At 55.2% G+C, this 23,329-nt stretch carries 17 protein-coding genes; 5 read left to right on the top strand and 12 right to left on the bottom strand.

Annotated elements, in window-relative coordinates; all coding sequences use genetic code 11:
- Window positions 1–76: 76 nt before the first annotated feature.
- The 4 genes from pyrG to rlmD form a co-directional block, all read right to left on the bottom strand.
- Complete coding sequence (pyrG, locus tag BJP35_RS05870) at window positions 77–1,714, bottom strand: glutamine hydrolyzing CTP synthase (RefSeq protein WP_014171412.1); 1,638 nt, start codon at window positions 1,712–1,714, stop codon at window positions 77–79.
- A gap of 223 nt (window positions 1,715–1,937) precedes the next feature.
- On the bottom strand, window positions 1,938–2,729 hold the full coding sequence (gene mazG / locus BJP35_RS05865) for a nucleoside triphosphate pyrophosphohydrolase (protein WP_086462953.1): 792 nt from the start codon (window positions 2,727–2,729) through the stop codon (window positions 1,938–1,940).
- Window positions 2,730–2,798: 69 nt separating this feature from the next.
- Complete coding sequence (relA, locus tag BJP35_RS05860; RefSeq protein WP_047743539.1) at window positions 2,799–5,030, bottom strand: GTP diphosphokinase; 2,232 nt, start codon at window positions 5,028–5,030, stop codon at window positions 2,799–2,801.
- 51 nt (window positions 5,031–5,081) lie between these two features.
- A complete protein-coding gene (gene rlmD, locus BJP35_RS05855; RefSeq protein WP_047743540.1) occupies window positions 5,082–6,380 on the bottom strand; it encodes a 23S rRNA (uracil(1939)-C(5))-methyltransferase RlmD in 1,299 nt (432 codons plus the stop codon).
- A 57-nt stretch (window positions 6,381–6,437) separates the two neighbouring features.
- Here rlmD and barA point away from each other — a divergent pair, with 57 nt between their 5' ends.
- Entirely contained in the window at window positions 6,438–9,197 is a 2,760-nt protein-coding gene (gene barA, locus BJP35_RS05850) for a two-component sensor histidine kinase BarA (RefSeq protein ID WP_047743543.1), read from the top strand.
- A gap of 46 nt (window positions 9,198–9,243) precedes the next feature.
- On the opposite strand, the gene BJP35_RS05845 is transcribed toward barA, so the two are convergent.
- The 8 genes from BJP35_RS05845 to syd all read right to left on the bottom strand — a co-directional run bounded on the left by BJP35_RS05845 (window position 9,244) and on the right by syd (window position 17,640).
- Window positions 9,244–10,389 carry a glycerate kinase gene (locus tag BJP35_RS05845; protein ID WP_025203356.1) on the bottom strand — a complete coding sequence of 382 codons (1,146 nt, stop codon included), beginning with the start codon at window positions 10,387–10,389 and terminating at the stop codon, window positions 9,244–9,246.
- A gap of 77 nt (window positions 10,390–10,466) precedes the next feature.
- A complete protein-coding gene (gene gudD, locus BJP35_RS05840; RefSeq protein ID WP_020883801.1) occupies window positions 10,467–11,804 on the bottom strand; it encodes a glucarate dehydratase in 1,338 nt (445 codons plus the stop codon).
- A gap of 15 nt (window positions 11,805–11,819) precedes the next feature.
- Window positions 11,820–13,160 (bottom strand): enolase C-terminal domain-like protein, encoded by a 1,341-nt coding sequence (locus BJP35_RS05835; protein WP_025203355.1) that lies wholly within the window; start codon window positions 13,158–13,160, stop codon window positions 11,820–11,822.
- Window positions 13,160–14,515 carry an MFS transporter gene (locus BJP35_RS05830; RefSeq protein ID WP_020883799.1) on the bottom strand — a complete coding sequence of 452 codons (1,356 nt, stop codon included), beginning with the start codon at window positions 14,513–14,515 and terminating at the stop codon, window positions 13,160–13,162. Before BJP35_RS05830 ends, BJP35_RS05835 begins: the two co-directional genes overlap by 1 nt.
- Window positions 14,516–14,887: 372 nt before the next feature.
- Window positions 14,888–15,337 carry a flavodoxin gene (locus BJP35_RS05825; RefSeq protein ID WP_014171421.1) on the bottom strand — a complete coding sequence of 150 codons (450 nt, stop codon included), beginning with the start codon at window positions 15,335–15,337 and terminating at the stop codon, window positions 14,888–14,890.
- 15 nt (window positions 15,338–15,352) lie between these two features.
- A complete protein-coding gene (gene truC / locus BJP35_RS05820) occupies window positions 15,353–16,138 on the bottom strand; it encodes a tRNA pseudouridine(65) synthase TruC (RefSeq protein WP_047743547.1) in 786 nt (261 codons plus the stop codon).
- Entirely contained in the window at window positions 16,135–16,464 is a 330-nt protein-coding gene (locus BJP35_RS05815; RefSeq protein WP_032678877.1) for a YqcC family protein, read from the bottom strand. Before BJP35_RS05815 ends, truC begins: the two co-directional genes overlap by 4 nt.
- 630 nt (window positions 16,465–17,094) lie before the next feature.
- Window positions 17,095–17,640 (bottom strand): SecY-interacting protein, encoded by a 546-nt coding sequence (syd, locus tag BJP35_RS05810; protein WP_020883796.1) that lies wholly within the window; start codon window positions 17,638–17,640, stop codon window positions 17,095–17,097.
- A 69-nt stretch (window positions 17,641–17,709) separates the two neighbouring features.
- Here syd and queF point away from each other — a divergent pair, with 69 nt between their 5' ends.
- The 4 genes from queF to BJP35_RS05790 all read left to right on the top strand — a co-directional run bounded on the left by queF (window position 17,710) and on the right by BJP35_RS05790 (window position 23,275).
- Entirely contained in the window at window positions 17,710–18,552 is an 843-nt protein-coding gene (gene queF / locus BJP35_RS05805; protein ID WP_014171427.1) for an NADPH-dependent 7-cyano-7-deazaguanine reductase QueF, read from the top strand.
- 116 nt (window positions 18,553–18,668) lie between these two features.
- Entirely contained in the window at window positions 18,669–20,033 is a 1,365-nt protein-coding gene (ppnN, locus tag BJP35_RS05800; protein ID WP_032680379.1) for a nucleotide 5'-monophosphate nucleosidase PpnN, read from the top strand.
- Window positions 20,034–20,546: 513 nt separating this feature from the next.
- On the top strand, window positions 20,547–21,842 hold the full coding sequence (locus BJP35_RS05795) for an HAAAP family serine/threonine permease (protein WP_020883794.1): 1,296 nt from the start codon (window positions 20,547–20,549) through the stop codon (window positions 21,840–21,842).
- A 65-nt stretch (window positions 21,843–21,907) separates the two neighbouring features.
- Complete coding sequence (locus tag BJP35_RS05790; RefSeq protein WP_020883793.1) at window positions 21,908–23,275, top strand: L-serine ammonia-lyase; 1,368 nt, start codon at window positions 21,908–21,910, stop codon at window positions 23,273–23,275.
- Window positions 23,276–23,329 lie beyond the last annotated feature (54 nt).

Below are 23,329 nucleotides of genomic sequence, written 5' to 3'. Positions count from 1 at the left end.
TTCCTCAGTACAAGTTAAACTAAAACTCCAGACAAACAACGCGTACCAGAGGTACGCGTTGCCGTTCTAACTTTTTTTACTTCGCCTGACGCTTCTGGTAATCGCTGGCGGCTTTCACAAAACCTGCAAACAGCGGATGCCCGTCACGTGGCGTTGAAGTAAATTCCGGGTGGAACTGGCAGGCGACAAACCACGGATGGTTTGGCACTTCGATGATCTCGACTAACTGATCATCCCCGGAGCGGCCCGCAACACGCAGACCCGCAGCTTCAATTTGTTTCAACAACATGTTGTTGACTTCATAGCGGTGACGATGACGTTCGGTGATAACCGGCTCGCCATACAGCTTGCGAACGACGCTATCGTCGGACAGCTGGCAGGCCTGTGCGCCAAGACGCATCGTGCCACCTAGGTCGCTCTTCTCGGTACGGACTTCGACGTTACCTTCTTCGTCGCGCCATTCAGTGATAAGCGCCACGACAGGGTACTTACAGTCTGGCACAAATTCCGTAGAGTTCGCGTTTTCCATTCCCGCTACGTTGCGCGCAAATTCGATCAGCGCAACCTGCATACCCAGGCAGATACCGAGGTATGGAATATTGTTTTCACGCGCATAGCGTGCGGTGGCGATCTTGCCTTCTACACCACGGTAGCCGAAGCCGCCAGGGATAAGGATCGCATCCAGATCTTTCAGAATTTCAACGCCACGCGTTTCAACATCCTGCGAATCAATCAGCTTGATGTTAACGGAGACGCGGTTCTTCAGACCACCGTGTTTCAGCGCTTCGATAACTGACTTATAGGCATCTGGCAGTTCAATGTACTTGCCAACCATGCCGATAGTCACTTCGCCAGCCGGATTCGCTTCTTCGTAAATAACCTGTTCCCATTCAGACAGGTTAGCTTCCGGACAGTTCAAGCTGAATCGTTTACAAATATAATCGTCCAGGCCCTGTGATTTCAACAGGCCCGGGATTTTATAAATGGAATCGACATCTTTCATTGAAATAACGGCTTTTTCCGGCACGTTACAGAACAATGCAATTTTCGCGCGTTCGTTCGCCGGAACCGCGCGATCGGAACGGCAAACCAGGATGTCTGGCTGAATACCGATGGAGAGCAACTCTTTAACGGAGTGCTGAGTAGGTTTGGTTTTCACTTCACCTGCGGCTGCCATATAAGGCACCAGCGTCAGGTGCATGAACAGCGCGTTTTCACGGCCAATATCAACCGCCAGCTGACGAATCGCTTCCAGGAATGGCAGGGATTCGATATCACCCACGGTACCGCCGATTTCAACCAGCACCACGTCGTGGCCTTCACCGCCCGCAATAATGCGTTCTTTGATAGCGTTAGTGATGTGTGGGATAACCTGAACGGTAGCACCAAGATAATCACCACGGCGCTCTTTACGCAGAACGTCGGAGTAGATACGGCCTGTCGTGAAGTTGTTACGACGGGTCATTTTAGTGCGGATGAAACGCTCGTAGTGGCCAAGATCCAGATCGGTTTCAGCGCCGTCTTCAGTAACGAACACTTCCCCGTGTTGGATTGGACTCATGGTGCCCGGATCGACGTTGATGTACGGATCCAGTTTCATCATGGTCACATTGAGGCCACGGGCTTCAAGAATGGCTGCGAGGGAGGCTGCGGCAATGCCTTTACCCAGAGAGGATACGACCCCGCCGGTCACAAAAATATAGTTCGTTGTCATGCTGAACCTGAGAAGTTAGGGTGAAACGATGGAATAACCAGGACGGGAAAGTAGTATACCCGAACACGGCGAGCGCCACAAACTTTCATTCTCCGTCTCCTGTCCAGCCAATGACAAACATAAGGAGTGAGAAAATAGCCCCTTTTGGGTAAATGTTTTTGACGCAAATCAAGCGCTTGTCATTTAAAAAATCACACAAATTGCGCTTGATCGCAAAATTTCGTTAGAGATCAGTTTCCTGGCGTTTTACTTCTTGCCAGACTTCTTCCATCTCATCGAGGTCAATTCCGCTCATTTCCAGGCCGCGCGAGGCCACAATCCGCTCAACTTCGCGAAAGCGTCGTTCAAACTTAATGTTTGCTTTTTGCAGGGCGGTTTCCGCTTTTACACCCAGATGGCGAGAAAGGTTGACGGTCGCGAACAGCAAATCGCCCATCTCTTCTTCAAGCTTTGCTTCATCTACCACGGCCTGTTGCGCTTCGTGCATCACTTCGTCGATCTCTTCATGCACTTTTTCCAGCACCGGGCCAAGAGACGTCCAGTCAAAGCCAACCGCGGAGCAGCGTTTCTGAATTTTATGCGCCCGCATCAGCGCAGGCAGGTTCAGGGGGATGTCATCCAGTGCCGAGTGCTGGGATTTCTCCGCGCGCTCGGCGCTTTTAATCTGTTCCCAGCGCGCCAGCACTTCCGCGCTATCGCCTGCGGTGGCATCGCTAAAGATATGCGGATGACGGCGTTCCAGTTTGTCGCTGATGGCAGCGCAGATGTCGTCGAAGTTAAAACGCCCCTCTTCCTGCGCCATTTGCGCATAGAACACCACCTGGAACAGCAGGTCACCCACTTCACCACGCAGGTCGTCAAAATCCTCGCGTGAAATGGCGTCCAGCACTTCATAGGTCTCTTCGAGGGTGTACGGGGCGATGGTGGCGAAAGTCTGCTCTTTGTCCCACGGGCAGCCGTTTTCCGGATCGCGCAGGCGTTTCATGATACCAAGCAGGCGGTCAATTTGGGTCATAATTCTGTCCTGATTAAAAATAAATGCCGGGTAAAGGCTACGCCTTACCCGGCTTACAGAAAGGTGGGCTTACCCGCCGTGCAGACGACGTGCGTCAATCACATCCGGGACCTGGTTCAGTTTGCCAAGCACGCGGCCCAGCACCTGCAGGTTGTAGATTTCGATGGTCATATCGATGGTGGCAAGCTGCTCGCGCGTATCGCTGCGGCTGGCCACGCCCAGCACGTTGACCTTCTCGTTCGCGAGAATGGTCGTAATATCACGCAGCAGGCCGCTACGGTCGTTTGCGGTGACGCGAACCACCAGCGAGTACCCCGCCGAGTAGCTCTCGCCCCAGACCGCTTCCACAATACGTTCCGGTGCATGCGACTGCAGCTCAGCAAGCTGGTCGCAGTCTGAACGGTGAATGGAAATCCCGCGTCCCTGGGTGATAAAGCCTACGATATCATCACCCGGGATTGGCTGGCAGCAGCGGGCAATGTGATGCATCAGATTACCCACCCCTTCCACCACAACGCGGCCATTGTCTTTGCTGCGCTGTTGTGGCGCATAGGTTTTCTGCTGCAGCTGCTTCAGCGCCGCCGCATCCTGCTCCGCCGCGCTTGGCTTGTTGAACTGCGCCTGCAGGAAGTTCACCATCTGATTAAGACGGATATCACCGCCGCCAATCGCCGCCAGCAGTTCATCCAGCTCGTTGAAGTTGTAGCGCGGCAGCAGGAATTTCTCGGCCTCTTTCAGGCTTATGCCGATATGTTCCAGCTCGTCGTCGAGGATCTGGCGACCGGCCAGAATATTCTTGTCACGATCCTGCTTACGGAACCAGGCGTGAATTTTTGAGCGCCCGCGGCTGGTGGTGACATAACCCAGGTTCGGGTTAAGCCAGTCACGGCTCGGGTTAGGCTGCTTCTGCGTGATGATTTCAATCTGGTCGCCCATCTGCAGCTGATAGGTAAACGGTACGATACGCCCGCCGATTTTCGCCCCGATGCAGCGGTGCCCCACATCACTGTGGATGTGATAGGCAAAGTCCAGCGGCGTGGAGCCTGCTGGCAGGTCGACCACGTCACCTTTCGGCGTAAAGACGTAGACCCGGTCGTCAAAGACCTGGCTTCGCACTTCATCCAGCATTTCGCCGGAATCCGCCATCTCTTCCTGCCACGCAATCAGCTTACGCAGCCAGGCAATGCGGTCTTCATGACCAGAGCGTACGCCACCTGACGTCCCCTCTTTGTATTTCCAGTGCGCCGCGACGCCAAGCTCAGCGTCCTCGTGCATCTGTTTGGTACGAATTTGAATCTCGACCGTTTTGCCGCCAGGCCCCAGCACCACGGTATGAATAGACTGATAGCCGTTAGGTTTCGGGTTCGCGACATAGTCATCAAACTCATCCGGTAGATGGCGGAAGTGAGTATGTACTATCCCTAACGCGGCGTAGCAATCCTGCAGACGCTCCGCAACGATGCGCACGGCGCGCACGTCAAACAGCTCATCAAAGGCGAGATGTTTCTTCTGCATTTTGCGCCAGATGCTGTAGATGTGCTTGGGTCGACCATAGACTTCGGCCCGCACATTATCTTCTTTCATCGACTGGCGCAATCCGCTGACGAACTCCTCAATATAGTGCTCGCGGTCAATGCGGCGCTCGTGCAGGAGTTTTGCAATCCGCTTATATTCTGCCGGGTGCAGGTAACGGAAGCAGTAATCCTCCAGCTCCCATTTCAGTTGACCAATCCCTAAGCGGTTCGCCAGCGGTGCATAGATGTTCGTACACTCTTTCGCGGCCAGTACGCGCTCGTCTTCCGGCGCATCTTTTACTTCGCGCAGGTGGGCAACGCGTTCAGCGAGCTTGATGACCACGCAGCGGAAATCGTCCACCATGGCCAGCAGCATCCGGCGAACGTTATCAACTTGCTCCGAGGAGACGGAATCGGTATGTGCGGCTTTGAGCTGGCGGATTGCCGCCATATCCCGTACGCCGTGGATCAACGCCACGACGGATTGCCCGACGCTGTCGCGCAGCACGTCTTCAGTGACGACATCCGCATCGGCAAGCGGGAACAAAAGCGCGGCCTGCAGCGTTTCGATATCCATGTTCAGCATGGATAAGATTTCAACCATCTCCACGCCGCGCCACAATAACAGTTCGGCGTCAGGATGCCCCAGAGTGGTGCGCTGACAGTAGGCCCAGGTTTCGGTTAAGCGTTCACACGACTGCTGGCTGGAAATCCCCAGACTTGCTATCCATTTTTGTGGGTCAAACTCCCCAGCTTTATTAAGATGTGCACTTCTTACCGCAACCATTGTCCTCTCCTTTAGGGACCAGGGCCTGTCGAAGTCGACAAGCCAAACTAATTAGATGTGCTCAAACAACACCATCGATTCCAGATGCCCAGTGTGCGGGAACATGTCCAGCATTGCCAGACGCTGAATCTGGTAACCCGCACGGATTAATGCCTCACTGTCTCGGGCAAGCGTTGCCGGGTTGCAGGAAACATAGACCACGCGCCTGGGCGCGAGTTTAATTATATGTTGCATTACACCCGGTGCACCTGAGCGCGCCGGGTCGAGAAGAATTTTGTCAAACCCCTGCGTCGCCCACGGCTGCTGTGTCACATCTTCCTCAAGATTTTGGTGAAAGAATGTCACATTTTGCAAGCCGTTCTGTCGTGCGTTCTCCTGCCCTTTAGCCACCAGCGCCTCAACGCCTTCGACGCCCACAACGCTTGCCGCCTGCCGGGCCAAAGGCAGCGTGAAATTGCCCATTCCGCAGAACAGGTCAAGTACCCGATCGCTCTTCTGCACATCGAGCCATATCAGCGCTTTCTCAATCATTTGCTGATTGACGCCATCATTTACCTGAATGAAATCGCGCGGACTGAACGTTAAGCGTAGCCCGTTTGACGCATACCAGGGCGCTTCACCTGTCAGTTGCTCAAGTATCTCGCTTTGGGGGGCAAGGAAAAGCGCCAGCTCGTGGGAATGCGAAAAGCGTTCCAGTTTTTCGCGATCTTTTTTCGACAGCGGCGCGGTGTGGCGCAGCACCATCAGCGGGCCATTGTTAGCCATGACCAGTTCGACGTGCCCGAGGTGACGAACGCCGTCCAGTCCGCAGAGACAGGCGTGCACGTCAGGAAGCAATGCCTCAAGACGGGGCACCAAAATGGGGCACTGCCTGATATCGACGATATCGCTGGAGCTGGCTTTGCGAAACCCCATCTCCAGCCGCTCAGTTTTTGGCTGATAGTTCAGGCTCAAACGCGCGCGACGACGATAGCCCCAGGGCTGGTCGGCGATGATCTCGTTGACGTCGTGCTTAAGCAGGCGGGCCAGGGCGCTGCTTTTACTTTTTTGCTGTAATTCTGTGCTGACATGCTGTTGCTGACAGCCACCGCAGACGCCAAAATGCGGGCAGCGAGGCTTCACGCGGTCCGGGCTATCGTTATGACGCTGCTTAACCTGCCCGCGTGCAAACTGGCGTTTATCTTCCGTCAGCGTAATTTCTGCTCGTTCTGTTGGCAGTAAACCTGTTATAAACAGTGTCTTACCATTGTGACGCGCAACCCCCTGGCCAAAGGGATCGAGGTCAGTGGCTTCAACAGTTATGATCTGACGCGTCGTCACGCGTCGCTTTGCAGAGTAGAATTGCGCCATCGCCGAGATTTTTCTCACATAAACATAATTATCCTAATTGTCCCATAACGGAACGCCATGACCAACTACAGCCTGCGCGCGCGCATGATGATTTTGATCCTCGCCCCCACCGTTCTCATCGGTTTGCTGCTGAGTATCTTTTTTGTGGTGCACCGCTATAACGATTTGCAGCGGCAACTGGAAGATGCCGGTGCCAGCATTATCGAACCGCTGGCCGTCTCCAGTGAGTATGGGATGAACCTGCAAAACCGCGAATCGATAGGTCAGTTAATCAGCGTGCTGCACCGCCGTCATTCGGATATCGTGCGTGCTATCTCCGTTTACGACGAGCATAACCGCCTCTTTGTCACCTCGAATTTTCATCTGGATCCAGCGGCCCTGAAAATTCCTGACGGTACGCCCTTCCCGCGCCACCTCACCGTGCTGCGACGCGGCGATATCATGATCCTGCGCACCCCGATTATTTCGGAAAGCTATTCACCCGATGAATCCGCCCAGTCTGACGCCAAATCCAGCGACAATATGCTCGGATATGTGGCGCTGGAGCTGGATCTCAAGTCGGTGCGTCTGCAGCAGTACAAAGAAATTTTCATCTCCGGCGTTATGATGCTGTTCTGTATCGGGATTGCACTTATCTTCGGCTGGCGCCTGATGCGTGACGTGACGGGGCCCATTCGCAACATGGTTAACACCGTCGACCGCATTCGCCGGGGCCAGCTCGACAGCCGGGTGGAAGGGTTTATGCTGGGCGAGCTCGATATGCTCAAAAACGGCATTAACTCGATGGCGATGTCGCTGGCAGCGTATCACGAAGAGATGCAGCACAATGTCGACCAGGCGACCTCTGACCTGCGCGAAACCCTGGAGCAGATGGAGATTCAGAACGTTGAGCTGGATCTGGCGAAAAAACGCGCGCAGGAAGCCGCACGTATCAAATCCGAGTTCCTCGCGAATATGTCCCACGAGCTGCGTACGCCGCTCAATGGCGTGATTGGCTTTACCCGTCTGACGCTAAAAAGCGAGCTGAACCCAACCCAGCGCGATCATCTGCACACCATTGAGCGCTCGGCCAACAACCTGCTGGCGATCATCAACGACGTGCTGGACTTCTCCAAGCTGGAAGCCGGCAAGCTGATCCTGGAGAGCATCCCGTTCCCGCTGCGCAGCACGCTCGATGAAGTGGTGACGCTGCTCGCACACTCGTCGCACGATAAAGGCCTGGAGCTGACACTCAACATTAAAAATGACGTGCCGGATAACGTCATTGGCGACCCGCTGCGCCTGCAGCAGGTGATTACAAACCTTGTCGGTAACGCCATCAAATTCACCGAAAGCGGCAACATTGATATTCTGGTGGAAAAGCGCTCCATCAGTAATAACAAGGTTCAGATTGAAGTTCAGATCCGCGATACCGGCATCGGTATTCCGGAGCGGGATCAGTCCCGTCTGTTCCAGGCGTTTCGTCAGGCCGATGCGAGTATTTCCAGACGCCATGGCGGCACGGGGCTGGGTCTGGTTATCACACAGAAACTGGTTAAGGAGATGGGGGGAGATATCTCTTTCCACAGCCAGCCAAACCGGGGCTCCACGTTCTGGTTCCATATCAATCTGGACCTTAACCCGAACGTGCTGACCGACGGTCCGGTAACCAATTGCCTGAAAGGAATGCGCCTTGCCTACGTTGAGCCGAACGCCGCAGCGGCGCAGTGTACGCTTGATATCTTAAGCACCACGCCGCTGGAGGTGATCTACAGTCCTACCTTCTCAGCGCTTGCCGTGGAGCATTACGACATCCTGCTGTTGGGGGTCCCGGTCACCTTTACCGGCGAGCTCACCATGCAACAGGAACGGCTGGCGAAAGCCGCATCGATGACCGACTACCTGCTGCTGGCCCTGCCGTGTCATGCCCAGATCAATGCGGAAGAGTTAAAAAATGACGGGGCCGCCGCCTGCCTGCTTAAGCCACTTACCGCGACCCGCCTGCTGCCAGCACTGACGGAATACTGTCGTCTGAGCCAGCACACCCTGCCGCTGATTGACGATGAGCAAAAATTGCCGATGAGCGTAATGGCGGTGGATGATAATCCGGCCAACCTGAAGCTGATTGGCGTGTTGCTTGAAGATCAGGTTCAGCACGTAGAGCTGTGTACCAGCGGTGCGCAGGCGGTTGAGCATGCGAAACAGATGCAGTTCGATTTAATTCTGATGGATATTCAGATGCCCGGCATGGATGGTATTCGTGCCTGCGAGCTGATCCGTCAGCTCCCGCATCAGCAGCAAACGCCGGTGATTGCGGTCACCGCTCACGCGATGGCCGGTCAGAAAGAGAAGCTGCTGAGCGCCGGAATGAATGATTATCTGGCCAAACCTATCGACGAAGAGAAGCTGCACAGCCTGCTGTTACGCTATAAGCCGGGGCATATCGGCGGAACGTACACGGTATCGTCCGAACCGGTGGAAATCAGCGTCAATCAAAACGCCACCTTTGACTGGCAGCTTGCGCTGCGCCAGGCGGCGGGTAAGCCTGATTTGGCCCGCGACATGCTGCAAATGCTGGTCGCGTTTCTGCCGGAAATTCGTAATAAGGTCGAAGAGCAGCTGGTGGGTGAAAACCCGGAAGATCTGCTGGAAGCCATTCATAAGCTGCACGGTAGCTGCGGCTACAGCGGTGTGCCGCGGCTGAAGAATCTCTGCCAGCTGCTGGAGCAACAGCTTCGCGCGGGCACGCCGGAAAGAGATCTTGAACCGGAATTTCTGGAGCTGCTGGACGAGATGGATAATGTGACGCGGGAAGCCATGAAGGTGTTAGGTAACTAGCGTTGCCCTCTCCCGTCGGGAGAGGGCAAACAGGATTGCCCGCCGTTTAGAGCCTGAACGCCTGCCCCACTTTCAGCACTGCAGCGATATTGCGTGCGGCCATCCGCACATTGTCGCTGGCATTTTCCAGCGCGTCCTCCAGCGAACAGATGGTATAAATCACGCTGAATACCGCGTCGATGCCGTGATTATGTACCACCCCGACATCCGCCGTCAGGCTACCCGCAATACCGATGACCGGTTTATTAAAGCGTTTAGCCACCTTCGCGACGCCCACCGGCACTTTCCCGTGGATCGTCTGGCTGTCAATGCGCCCTTCTCCCGTAATCACCAGATCGGCGTTAGCCACCTGCTCTGCCAGATGCAGCGCATCGGTGACAATCTCAATCCCCTGACGAAGCTGCGCACCGCAGAAAGCGTAGAGTGCCGCCCCCATCCCACCCGCCGCACCGCCGCCAGCAAGGTTGATGACGTCGATATCCAGATCCCGGGCAATGACCTGCGCGTAATGCGCCAAGGCGTTATCCAGGGTCACAATCATCTCCGGCGTGGCGCCTTTTTGCGGGCCAAAGACCGCGGATGCCCCTTCGTCTCCGGTGAGCGGATTAGTGACGTCACAGGCGACTTCAATCCGGCACTCCGCCAGACGGTTATCCAACCCGCTCAGGTCGATACGGGCCAGTTTTGCCAGTTCGCCGCCCCCCTGTCCAAGGGGCTGCTCGTTGGTATCCAGCAGCTTTACCCCCAGCGCCTGCACCATGCCGGCACCGCCGTCGTTGGTGGCACTGCCGCCAATACCAATAATAATATGCTTAACGCCCGCATCCAGCGCGTGCCGGATAAGCTCGCCGGTCCCCCAGGAGGTGGTAAGAAGGGGATTGCGTTGCGAAGGCGCGACCAGCTCCAGACCGCTTGCCGCCGCCATTTCAATAAACGCGCTCTGTTCGTCACCGGAGATGCCATAGAACCCGTCCACAGGCTCACCCAGCGGGCCTGAGACAGAGGCATGGACAATGCGCCCCTGCGTCGCCGCCACCATAGCTTCTACGGTACCTTCTCCACCATCGGCGACCGGCAATTTCACAAAGTCAGCCGCGGGGAAAATCTCGCGAAAACCCTGCTCAATCGCGGTGGCTACCTCAAGGGCACTCAGGCTTTCCTTATACGAATCCGGTGCGATAACAATCTTCATAAGCCATCCTTACGCATAGTCATTACGTTAAGCATACACCACGTAAACGACCGCTCATGGGAGCGGTCCCAATGCGTTTATCGTACCATGCACGGACGTTTATTGTCGAATTTCCAGTCAGGTATCAAATATTGCATGGCCATCGCATCGTCGCGGGCCCCCAGGCCATGTTTTTGATACAGCTCGTGGGCTTTCATCACCTGATCCATATCCAGCTCAATGCCCAGACCCGGCGTGGTTGGCACCTGCACCATGCCTCCTTTGATCTCAAACGGCTCTCTGGTCAGACGCTGATTACCTTCCTGCCAGATCCAGTGGGTATCGATAGCAGTGATCGTGCCCGGTGCGGCAGCGGCCACGTGGGTGAACATCGCCAGCGAGACATCAAAGTGGTTATTGGAGTGCGAGCCCCAGGTCAGGCCAAATTCATGACACATCTGTGCCACACGCACCGACCCCTGCATCGTCCAGAAGTGGGGGTCTGCCAGCGGAATATCGACAGACTGTAACGACAGGGTGTGCCCCATCTGACGCCAGTCGGTGGCAATCATATTGGTCGCGGTGGGTAAACCGGTGGCGCGACGGAATTCCGCCATCACTTCACGGCCCGAGAAGCCCTGCTCAGCCCCGCACGGATCTTCCGCGTACGCCAGCACGCCTTTCAGTTGTTTACCAATGCGGATAGCTTCATCCAGAGACCAGGCACCGTTCGGGTCGAGCGTGACGCGCGCCTGCGGGAAACGTTTTGCCAGTGCGGTAATGGCTTCCGCCTCCTGTTCACCCGCAAGCACGCCGCCCTTCAGTTTGAAATCGTTAAAGCCATATTTTTCGTACGCGGCTTCCGCCAGGCGCACCACCGCATCCGGGGTCATCGCGTCTTCGTGGCGGAGTCGGTACCAGTCACATTTTTCATCCGCCTGGTTCTGGTACGGCAGCGGCGTCAGCGTGCGGTCGCCAACGAAGAACAGATAGCCCAGCATTTCCACTTCACTGCGCTGCTGACCTTCGCCCAGCAGCGACGCAACGTTAACGCCCAGGTGTTGGCCCAGCAGATCCAGCATCGCGGCTTCGATACCGGTGACCACGTGAATGGTGGTTCGCAGGTCGAAGGTTTGCAGGCCACGACCGCCGGCATCACGGTCAGCGAAGGTGCTTCGCACGGTATTGAGGATATTTTTATATTCGCCCAGCGTTTTTCCCACCACCAGCGGAGCGGCCTCTTCCAGCGTTTTGCGGATCTTCTCACCACCGGGGATTTCACCGACGCCGGTATGCCCGGAGTTATCGTTGATAATGACAATATTGCGGGTGAAAAACGGCGCATGCGCTCCGCTCAGGTTCATCAACATGCTGTCATGGCCGGCGACCGGAATGATCTGCATGGAAGTGACTACAGGGGTAGTAAAAGTACTCATCGTTCAATCCTTTTATCAGTGACGTCCAAAAACAGGGCGCTTACGATCAAATGTCCAGCCGGGGATCAGGTACTGCATCGGCCCCGCGTCGTTACGCGCGCCACCTGGCAGTTTTTTATACGCCTCATGTGCGTGATGAACCTGATCCCAGTCAAGCTCAACGCCCAGCCCCGGTGCATCTGGTACGGCAATCTTGCCATTTTTGATTACCAGCGGTTCTTTCGTCAGGCGGGCTTCTCCCTCCTGCCAAATCCAGTGGGTATCAATGGCGGTCGGGTTGCCCGGAGCCGCCGCGCCAACGTGCGTAAACATCGCCAGCGAAATGTCGAAATGGTTGTTGGAGTGACAACCCCAGGTCAGTCCCCAGTCGTCGCAGAGCTGTGCGACGCGAACGGCACCTGAGAGTGTCCAGAAATGCGGGTCCGCCAGCGGAATATCGACCGCGTTCAGCATCACCGCGTGGCCCATTTCACGCCAGTTGGTGGCGATCATATTAGTGGCCACCGGTAGACCGGTGGCACGCCGGAATTCCGCCATTACTTCACGACCGGAGAAGCCCTGCTCAGCCCCGCACGGGTCCTCCGCGTAGGTCAACACGTCGTCCAGCCCTTTGCATAAGGCAATGGCCTCATCCAGCAGCCATGCACCGTTCGGATCCACCGTGATGCGCGCATCCGGGAAGCGTTTTTTGAGCGCGCGGGCAGTTTCAATCTCCTGCTCGCCGGGCAATACGCCGCCTTTCAGCTTGAAATCTTTAAATCCGTAGCGATCCTGCGCGGCTTCCGCCAGCCGAACCACCGCCTCACCGGAAAGTGCCTCCTGGTGACGCAGGTGATACCACTCGTGGTCGCCAGGGGAATGCGCCAGATAAGGCAGGTCGGTTTTATTGCGATCGCCAACGTAAAACAGATAACCGAGCACCGTCACCGCGTCGCGCTGTTTTCCTGGCCCCAGCAGTTCGCAGACCGGGACCTTCAGCGCCTTACCCAGTAAATCAAGCAGCGCAGCCTCCAGCGCGGCGACAGCGTTGACGCGCAGTTCGAACGTCCAGGCGCCTTTGCCGAACGTGTCAAAGTCTGCCGACTGATTGCCCTTGTGCACCCGCTGCACCACGTTATTGAGGCGAGCTACCTCTTTCCCGACGACCAGCGGAATGGCGTCTACCAGCGTCTGGTGGATAACCTCGCCACCCGGCGCTTCCCCAACGCCGGTGTGGCCCGCGGAGTCCGTCAGCACCACGATATTGCGGGTAAACCAGGCGTTATGTGCGCCACCGATGTTGAGCAGCATACTGTCCTGTCCGGCCACCGGTATGACCTTCATGTCGGTAATCACCGGGCTTGATTGAGTCGTCATCAGCCGCGCTCCACTACAGGTTTAAGTTCCACGCGCTTGATATCACCCACCAGAACCAGGTAGCTCAGGACCGCCACCAGCGCGTGTACGCCAACGTAAATCAGCGCGCCGTTGAAGGAGCCGGTGGTTCCCACGATGTAGCCGATGGCAATGGGGGTCACAATCCCGGAGATGTTGCCAAACATGTTGAACAGTCCACCGCTCAGGCCGCTGATCTCTTTCGGTGCGGTATCCGCCATGACTGCCCAGCCGAGGGCACCGATCCCTTTACCGAAGAAGGCCATCGCCATAAAGCCAATAATCATCCACTCAGCGCTGACGTAGTTACAGAACACCATGGTCATGGAGAGCAGCATGCCGAGCACAATCGGCGTTTTACGCGCAATATTCAAAGAGCCTGTACGACGCATCAGCCAGTCGGAAATCACGCCCCCCAGCACGCCCCCTACAAAACCGCAGATAGCCGGGACTGAGGCCACAAAGCCCGCTTTCAGGATCGACATCCCACGCGCCTGCACCAGGTAAACCGGGAACCAGGTGATAAAGAAGTAAGTTAAGGCGTTAATGCAATACTGGCCCAGATAGATGCCGATCATCATGCGCGAGCCGACGAGCTGCTTGATCTGCGCCCATTTCTGGCTGAACGGCACTTTTGCTTTTGCGGATTTCTGATCCATGTTGATCAGCGCCCCGCCTTCAGCAATGTACTCCAGCTCTTTTTTATTCACGCCGGGATGCTGGTTCGGTTCGTGGATCACTTTCAGCCAGACGAAGCTAATGATGATCCCAAGCCCACCCATAAAGAAGAAGACATGTGACCAGCCCACTTCATGCGTCAGCCAGCCCATAATGGGGGCAAAGATCACCGTCGCAAAGTATTGCGCAGAGTTAAAAATTGCTACCGCCGTTCCCCTCTCCTGCGCCGGGAACCACGCCGCCACAATACGGCTGTTACCGGGGAAGGAAGGTGCTTCGGCTAAGCCCACCAGGAAGCGCAGGGTGAAGAGCGCAACGATGATGCCAAATCCGTTGAACACATCGACGAAGCCCTGCAATAGGGTAAATGCCGACCAGATGAAGATGGACCAGAAATAGACGCGTTTGGAGCCAAAACGATCAAGCAGCCAGCCGCCAGGAATTTGGCCGATAACGTAGGCCCATGAAAATGCGGAGAAAACGTAGCCCATGCCAACCGGATCAAGACCAATGTCTTTTGCCATTTCAGAACCGGCAATCGACAGCGTGGCACGGTCACCATAGTTAAAGGATGTGACGATAAACAGCATCACCACTATCCAGTAGCGCGCATTTGTGCGCTTCTCAGCGCTGCTCGCCGCGTGGCTTAATGTACTCATTGTTGCACTCCTGAATCCAGGCTCTCGCCAGTTCATTCTGTACAGCACCGGTAGGGTAACCAGAATGAGGGTTAGTATTTGGCAGTTTTGGTACGGCTTGATGCCGTTTTATAGTGCGCACTGCCTTTTTGATGACTGACCGGAAAAGTATAGGGAGAAGTGCCTCTGTCCCTCACCGTGCATGAACACAACATTGAGGGGTCAATGAGAAGTTGTTTGGGGCATAAGCCCAAAGCAGTGGAAGGTAGTTCACGGAATTCGCCGGAAGGCGGGAGAAAAGCAAAACGGTAACCGACGTTACCGTTTTGTGTTTGCGCTCGCGCCACGTGGGCGCGGGGGCCCGGGTATGCGAAGGGCTGCCCGGCCAGAGGGTTATTTAAGCAGCGTTGCCCAGTGTTCAACCCACGGGTTCGATTCACTCTCTGGCTCAGGGTGTTCACCTGCATCAATCAGCAACATCTCACCGACGCGTTGCGCGCTCTGTTCCTGCAAAAGCGCATCGAACTGCTTACCACCGCCGCAGAAATTGGCGTAAGAACTGTCGCCCAGAGCAATGATGCCGTAGTGAACATCCGGCTGATAGCCAAGCTGATCCTTGATTGCCTGGAAAAGCGGCACGATGCTGTCCGGCAGATCGCCCTGCCCGGTAGTGGAGGTAACCACCAGAATGTATTTATCTTTGTACTTTTCCCAGTCTGCCAGCTCCGGGTCTTCATAGACCGTGGCTTTATGGCCCTGGCCTGCGAGTATCGCCTCAGCCTCTTCTGCTACCAGCAGCGAGTTGCCGTACATTGTGCCGACAAAAATGCCCACTTCAGCCATGATGTATTTCCTTGATTATTGCGCTTGCTGTTCATCCTGGACGTTGCCCGATACAAACTCAACCCTTTCATTTTCGGGGAGTTGCCCCAGCCAGCCAAACTGTGACAGGGCCTGCATCCAGACGTTGTCCAGCCCCGCATGGAGAGTCAGCGGTTCGCCGGTAAACGGGTGCGTCAGGCTCAGTTCACTGGCATGCAGCATCAGACGGTCGCAGCCAAAATGTTCGGCAGCACTGCGGTTCTGGCGCAAATCGCCGTGCTTGCTGTCACCAATAATCGGATGACGCAGATGTTTCAGGTGACGGCGGAGCTGGTGTTTGCGCCCGGTTTTGGGCAACAGCTCAACCAGACTGTAGCGGGTGGTCGGAAACTTGCTGGTTGCCACCGGCATTTCCGTGGTGGCCATGCCGCGGTAATCCGTCACGGCAGGCTGCGGGCCTTTGTCATCGCGGGCAAATTTATCGGCAATTTTGTCCAGCTCTTCCACCAGCGGATAATCGAGCGTGGCGCTCTCCGTCAGCCAGCCACGAACGATCGCGTGGTAGCGTTTCTGGATCTGGTGCTGTTCAAACTGCTGCGACAGCAGGCGGCCCGCTTCGCTGGAAAGCCCCATCAGCAACACACCGGAGGTTGGCCTGTCGAGACGATGAGCCGTAAAGACGTGCTGACCAATCTGGTCGCGCACGGTTTGCATCACCACCACTTTTACATCGCGGTCCAGCCAGCTTCGGTGCACCAGCCAGCCAGACGGTTTGTTTACCGCGACCAGCCACTCATCCTGATAGAGGATCTCAAGCGTCATGCATCTTCACCGGCAAACACGGCATCCAGCTTTTCCAGCTCAATCAGCATGACATCGCGCGCAGGGTGGGTCGCGTCCAGCGCCATTTCATAATAAGGCGCAACAGCGAACGCCTGCGGCAGCGGGTGGCCGCCGTCGAGCAGCGCGTGCATGCGCGGAATTAATACCCACTGGAGCCATTCGAACGGTGCCAGCGTATCCAGACAGAACGGCTGAGTGCTTGCGAAGGCTTCTGGCTGCGGCGCGGTCTCCTGCCACAGCTGATGTTGGCGCAATAATGCCTCGATGGCGTGCAACCGGGCACGAACGCTATCGTGTTGCGTCATAGTAACCTCAACTGAAAAAGTGAACGGCGCGCAGCATAGCATTGCAGGAGACAGAAATAAAAAAAGGGAGCACTGTAAAAACAGTGCTCCCGGTTCGTTCCGCAGCAATCCAGCTACAATTCGTGCTCCCTGCTCATCCGTGACAACTTTTCCTGAAGCCCGAAGGCCTGGTCATCCATCACCTTGTGCATCCTGCTCACATCGTCCTGATGTGTTTGTTTCATCCTGAAACGTCCTGGCCATCCTGACCCACCGACCATCCTGACCGGCTCTCATTCTCCCTTCCTGGAGGTGTCCCTTACGCATCCTGCGCGATCCTTTTGCTTCATCCTGAAGCCTTCCTGCAGCGTCATCCTGACGTGTTCCTGGTGAGAAACGCCATCATCCTGATGTTCGTTTCTCGTGTCGGCGTCCTGTCGACACAACTAGAATCCGCTATTCTGCTTCGTCTTACAACCCATGCTGGCAGCGCTGTAAGTCGTCCCGTGCCCCCCTGGACGCGGCGATACCTCATTAAGATATTGAAAAATAGAGTAATGTTAATCTTAATTAAATAAGGTAATACTGAATGATCCAGCGATCTCTCACAACTCTGTAAGAGATCTCTCACACGCGCGATAGCATCGTGGATTACAGAAGTGGCTCAAGTCGGGTGAGGAATTCCGCAAGTGAGGGTGCGAGAGTCTCGCGATTGCGGGTACCGATGGTCTCTTTAACCACTTCACCAGACAGGTTGCAGACTGAGATAACGTCCAGTTCACTGTCCAGCGTGGCAATAAAGAGCGTCGGAGAAAGCTTAAGGCGCTTTTGCGTGACCAGATGACCAATCAGGTTTTCCTGAACACGCTGCAGATCGTCTTCACTCCAGGTCTGCAACAGCGTCAGCGTGATATCAGCAAATCGCGCAGGCATATCCCCTGCAAATTGCGTGGTATAAAACGCGTGAACCGCTGGTTGTACCACAATGTCCATTGCCCGTTCAACCGCATTTACATTTTGCTCACCCGTCGGGGGTTGCGGTTGCCAGATAACGTAATCATCCGGAGAAGAGATAATACATGGCGAAGGTACACCATATAAGTCAGTGCTTTGCGGCCATGTGCCGTGCGTTTCATGCCATGCATCGCAATAGCGGGTCGTGAAGGCAGTGAGGGCATTTGCAGTTTCGATGTCCACCGATTTCTCTCTTCTTGTAAGACAGGATAAACTCAGCCCATAAGTGTACCTGTAAAGTGGCTATGAAACATGTCTTACGAAAATCATCAGGCGTTAACGGGCTTAACGCTGGGTAAATCGACCGATTACCGCGACACCTACGATGCAGGCCTGCTGCAGGGCGTACCGCGCAGTCTGAATCGCGATCCTCTGGGCCTGCGCGCTGACGCGCTGCCGTTTGTTGGCGGTGATATCTGGACGCTCTACGAGCTTTCCTGGCTCAACGCCCGCGGTCTGCCGCAGGTTGCTGTGGGCCATGTTGAACTGGATTATGCCAGCCAGAACCTGGTGGAATCCAAAAGCTTTAAGCTCTATCTCAACAGCTTTAACCAGACCAAATTCGACAGTCAGGAAGAGGTTCAGCATACCCTGGAGCGGGATTTAAGCGCCTGCGCACAGGGCAAGGTGAGCGTGTCACTCTATCGTCTGAATGAGCTGGAAGGGCAGCCGGTTGCCCACTTCAACGGTACCTGCATCGACGATCAGGATATCGCAGTGGATAATTACGAATTCAGTACCGATTACCTCGAAAATGCGGCAAGCGGAAAGACCGTTGAAGAGACGCTGGTAAGTCATTTACTGAAATCCAACTGCCTGATCACCCATCAGCCGGACTGGGGCTCCGTGCAGATCCAGTATCGCGGTCCGAAGATTGACCGGGAAAAACTGCTGCGCTACCTGGTGTCGTTCCGCCATCACAACGAATTCCACGAGCAGTGCGTGGAGCGCATCTTTAATGATATTCAGCGTTTCTGTCATCCCGAAACGTTAAGCGTTTATGCGCGCTACACCCGCCGTGGTGGTCTGGATATCAATCCATGGCGCACCAACACGGACTTTGTGCCTGCCACCGGCCGTCTTGTACGCCAGTAACCTAAATATTTTCGCAATATGCGCGGTCTATTCCGCGCTTTAGGTTGTGAAACGTCGTAAGCCAGGGCTATTGTAATCAACAGGGAAAGACGATAATTGTCCCGTAAGGAGCTCACTTGATTACACATATTAGCCCTCTTGGCTCAATGGATATGTTGTCGCAGCTGGAAGTGGACATGCTTAAACGCACGGCCAGCAGCGATCTTTATCAATTGTTTCGTAACTGTTCACTTGCCGTACTGAACTCCGGAAGCCTGACCGACAACAGTAAAGAGCTGCTGTCCCGCTTCGAAAACTTTGATATCAACGTGCTGCGCCGCGAGCGTGGCGTGAAACTTGAAGTGATCAACCCGCCGGAAGAGGCCTTTGTGGACGGGCGCATCATTCGCTCCCTTCAGGCCAACCTGTTTGCCGTGCTGCGTGACATCCTGTTTGTTAACGGGCAGATCCACAACGCAGGCCGCTTCCAGCATCTCGACCTGGAAAGCTCGGTACATATCACCAATCTGGTGTTCTCCATTTTACGTAACGCCCGCGCCCTGCACGTGGGCGAAGCCCCTAATATGGTCGTCTGCTGGGGTGGTCACTCGATTAACGAAACCGAATATCTCTATGCCCGTCGGGTGGGAAACCAGCTCGGCCTGCGTGAGCTGAATATCTGTACCGGCTGTGGTCCCGGGGCGATGGAAGCGCCAATGAAAGGCGCGGCAGTGGGACACGCTCAGCAGCGTTACAAAGAAGGGCGCTTTATCGGCATGACCGAGCCGTCGATCATCGCCGCTGAGCCACCTAACCCGCTGGTTAACGAACTGATTATTATGCCGGATATCGAGAAGCGCCTTGAGGCGTTTGTCCGTATCGCCCACGGGATAATCATCTTCCCGGGCGGCGTGGGAACCGCAGAAGAGCTGCTCTACCTGCTGGGTATTCTGATGAACCCGGCTAACAAAGATCAGGTTCTGCCGTTGATCCTGACCGGGCCGAAAGAGAGCGCTGACTACTTCCGCGTACTGGACGAGTTTATCGTGCATACGCTGGGGGAAACCGCGCGTCGTCACTATCGCATCATCATTGACGATGCGGCAGAAGTGGCGCGTCAGATGAAAAAAGCGATGCCGCTGGTTAAAGAGAACCGTCGCGACACCGGAGATGCCTACAGCTTTAACTGGTCAATCCGCATCGCGCCGGACCTGCAGATCCCGTTCGAACCCTCGCACGAAAACATGGCCAACCTGAAACTGTACCCGGACCAGCCGGTAGAAGTCCTGGCTGCCGACCTGCGACGCGCCTTCTCCGGCATCGTGGCGGGTAACGTGAAAGAGATGGGTATCCGTGCTATCGAGAAGTATGGTCCGTATAAGATCCATGGCGATCGCGAAATGATGCGCCGCATGGATGACATGTTGCAGGGCTTTGTTGCCCAGCACCGCATGAAGCTACCCGGGTCGGCGTACATTCCTTGCTACGAAATCTGCACGTAACATTTTCACTCTCCTGATAAAAGCCGGGCCACGATGCTGTGGGCCCGGCTTTTTTATTACCGAAACAACTCATAGATATTGCTTATACCTTTTACAAACTCTGATGCCACGCAAACGATTACCTCGTTTTTACAACCGTAAATTATCAGCCTTAAACTAAATTACCTGCCAGAAAATCCTAAAAACCCATTTCTTTACAGCGTAAGACACCTATCTTCGCGGGTGCTCTTTTAGCTCACATGTTGTTGATGGTAGCCTTCGCGCCCGTAAATCCTATTCGATGTTTTTTTAATAGATAAATGGTCTAAAGATGCCCACATCAAAAGTGGATTATTGCAATTGGGATCGGGATCACTGATAGATTCATAACGAGAATGTATCTTTCCGCCCGCCAATAGTTACGGGCGAAAATTATTAAAAAACCGTCACTGAACGAATTTCATATTACCGTCAGGCACTTTTTCATCGGATTTGACTACAAACCTGACAATTTGCTTCCTCCAGGAGATACAGATGGAAACCACTCAAACCAGCACCGTTGCTTCGATTGAATCCCGAAGTGGTTGGCGCAAATCAGATACCATGTGGATGCTTGGCCTTTACGGCACAGCTATCGGCGCTGGTGTATTGTTCCTTCCTATTAACGCAGGCGTCGGCGGTCTGATTCCGCTGATCATCATGGCTATCATTGCCTTCCCGATGACCTACTTTGCGCACCGCGGCCTGACCCGCTTCGTGCTGTCCGGTAAAAATCCTGGCGAAGACATTACTGAAGTCGTTGAAGAACATTTCGGCGTGGGCGCAGGTAAACTGATTACCCTGCTCTACTTCTTCGCGATTTACCCTATTTTGCTGGTTTACAGCGTTGCAATCACTAACACCGTTGAAAGCTTCATGCTGCACCAACTGCACATGACGCCACCACCGCGTGCCATTCTGTCTCTGATCCTGATTGTGGGCATGATGACCATTGTCCGTTTCGGTGAGCAGATGATCGTGAAAGCGATGAGCATCCTGGTGTTCCCGTTTGTGGCTGCACTGATGGTACTGGCGCTGTATCTGATTCCACAGTGGCACGGTGCCGCGCTGGAAACGCTCTCCCTGAGCAGCGCATCTGCAACCGGTAACGGCCTGCTGATGACCCTGTGGCTGGCTATCCCGGTGATGGTATTCTCCTTTAACCACTCACCGATCATCTCCTCCTTCGCCGTGGCGAAGCGTGAAGAGTACGGCGACGGTGCAGAGAAGAAGTGCTCCAGCATCCTGGCGCGTGCGCACATCATGATGGTGCTGACCGTTATGTTCTTCGTCTTCAGCTGTGTACTGAGCCTCTCCCCGGCGGATCTGGCGGCAGCGAAAGAGCAGAACATCACTATTCTGTCTTACCTGGCGAACCACTTTAACGCACCGGTCATCGCGTGGATGGCCCCTATCATCGCGATCATCGCCATTACCAAATCCTTCCTCGGCCACTACCTAGGCGCACGTGAAGGCTTCAACGGTATGGTGATTAAATCTCTGCGCGGTAAAGGCAAGAGCATTGAAGTCAACAAACTGAACAAGATGACCGCGCTGTTCATGCTGGTCACCACCTGGGCAGTTGCCACGCTGAACCCAAGCATCCTGGGCATGATTGAAACCCTGGGCGGCCCGGTTATCGCGATGATTCTGTTCCTGATGCCGATGTACGCGATTCAGAAAGTACCTGCCATGCGCAAGTACAGCGGTCAGATTAGCAATATCTTCGTGGTTATCATGGGGCTTATCGCTATCTCCGCAATCTTCTACTCCCTGTACACCATGTTCTGATTATCACCCGCGCCGTCTCAGGACGGCGCACTCCTCCCCCTCTGACTGAAAGCAATGGACGCATCATGATTAGCGTATTCGATATTTTCAAAATCGGTATTGGTCCTTCCAGCTCTCACACCGTCGGACCAATGAAAGCCGGTAAGCAGTTCACGGATGACTTGATTGCGCGCGGCATTTTGCACGACGTAACCCGCGTGGTTGTCGATGTGTACGGCTCTCTCTCCCTGACAGGTAAGGGCCACCATACCGATATCGCCATTATCATGGGCCTGGCAGGAAACCTGCCGGATACCGTTGATATTGATGCGATCCCTGGTTTCATCCAGGACGTCAATACCCACGGTCGCCTGCTGCTGGCAAATGGCGAACATGAAGTGGAATTCCCGGTTGATCATTGCATGAATTTCCATGCAGACAACCTGTCACTGCACGAAAACGGAATGCGTATTACCGCACTGGCAGGTGACAAAGCGGTATACAGCCAGACTTACTACTCTATCGGCGGCGGGTTTATCGTCGACGAAGACCACTTTGGTGAAACCAGCACATCCTCCGTTGACGTGCCTTATCCGTACAAAACCGCGGCAGATCTTCAGCGTCACTGCCAGGAAACGGGGCTCTCCCTTTCCGGCCTGATGATGAAAAACGAGCTGGCCCTGCACAGCAAAGCGGAACTGGAGCAGCACTTCACCAGCGTCTGGGAAGTCATGCGCGGCGGTATCGAACGCGGGATCACTACCGAAGGCGTTCTGCCCGGTAAGCTTCGCGTACCACGCCGTGCGGCAGCGCTGCGTCGGATGCTCGTGAGCACCGACAAAACGACCACGGACCCTATGGCGGTCGTTGACTGGATCAATATGTTCGCGCTGGCGGTAAACGAAGAGAACGCTGCGGGTGGCCGCGTGGTGACAGCACCGACTAACGGCGCCTGCGGTATCGTTCCGGCGGTACTGGCGTACTACGACAAGTTTATCCGCGAAGTGAACGCCAACTCGCTGGCACGCTACCTGCTGGTCGCCAGTGCGATTGGTTCACTGTACAAGATGAACGCCTCCATTTCCGGTGCAGAAGTAGGCTGTCAGGGTGAAGTTGGCGTCGCCTGCTCCATGGCTGCGGCGGGTCTGGCAGAACTGCTGGGCGCAAGCCCGACACAGGTCTGTATTGCGGCTGAAATCGGCATGGAACATAACCTGGGACTGACCTGCGACCCGGTTGCCGGACAGGTACAGGTGCCTTGCATCGAGCGTAACGCCATCGCCTCCGTGAAGGCGGTCAACGCCGCACGTATGGCGCTGCGTCGGACCAGTGAACCGCGCGTTTGCCTCGATAAAGTTATCGAAACCATGTACGAAACAGGTAAAGATATGAACGCCAAATACCGCGAAACATCTCGCGGCGGCCTGGCGATGAAGATCGTGACCTGCGATTAAGCCTTTCAGGAAGCCTCGTTTTGCGAGGCTTCTTCCTGTTTTCCCCGCCGCACA

The organism is Enterobacter sp. J49, assembly GCF_002148625.1.
Lineage (GTDB): Bacteria > Pseudomonadota > Gammaproteobacteria > Enterobacterales > Enterobacteriaceae > Enterobacter > Enterobacter ludwigii.
This window is presented reverse-complemented; position numbering and strand designations above follow the sequence as displayed.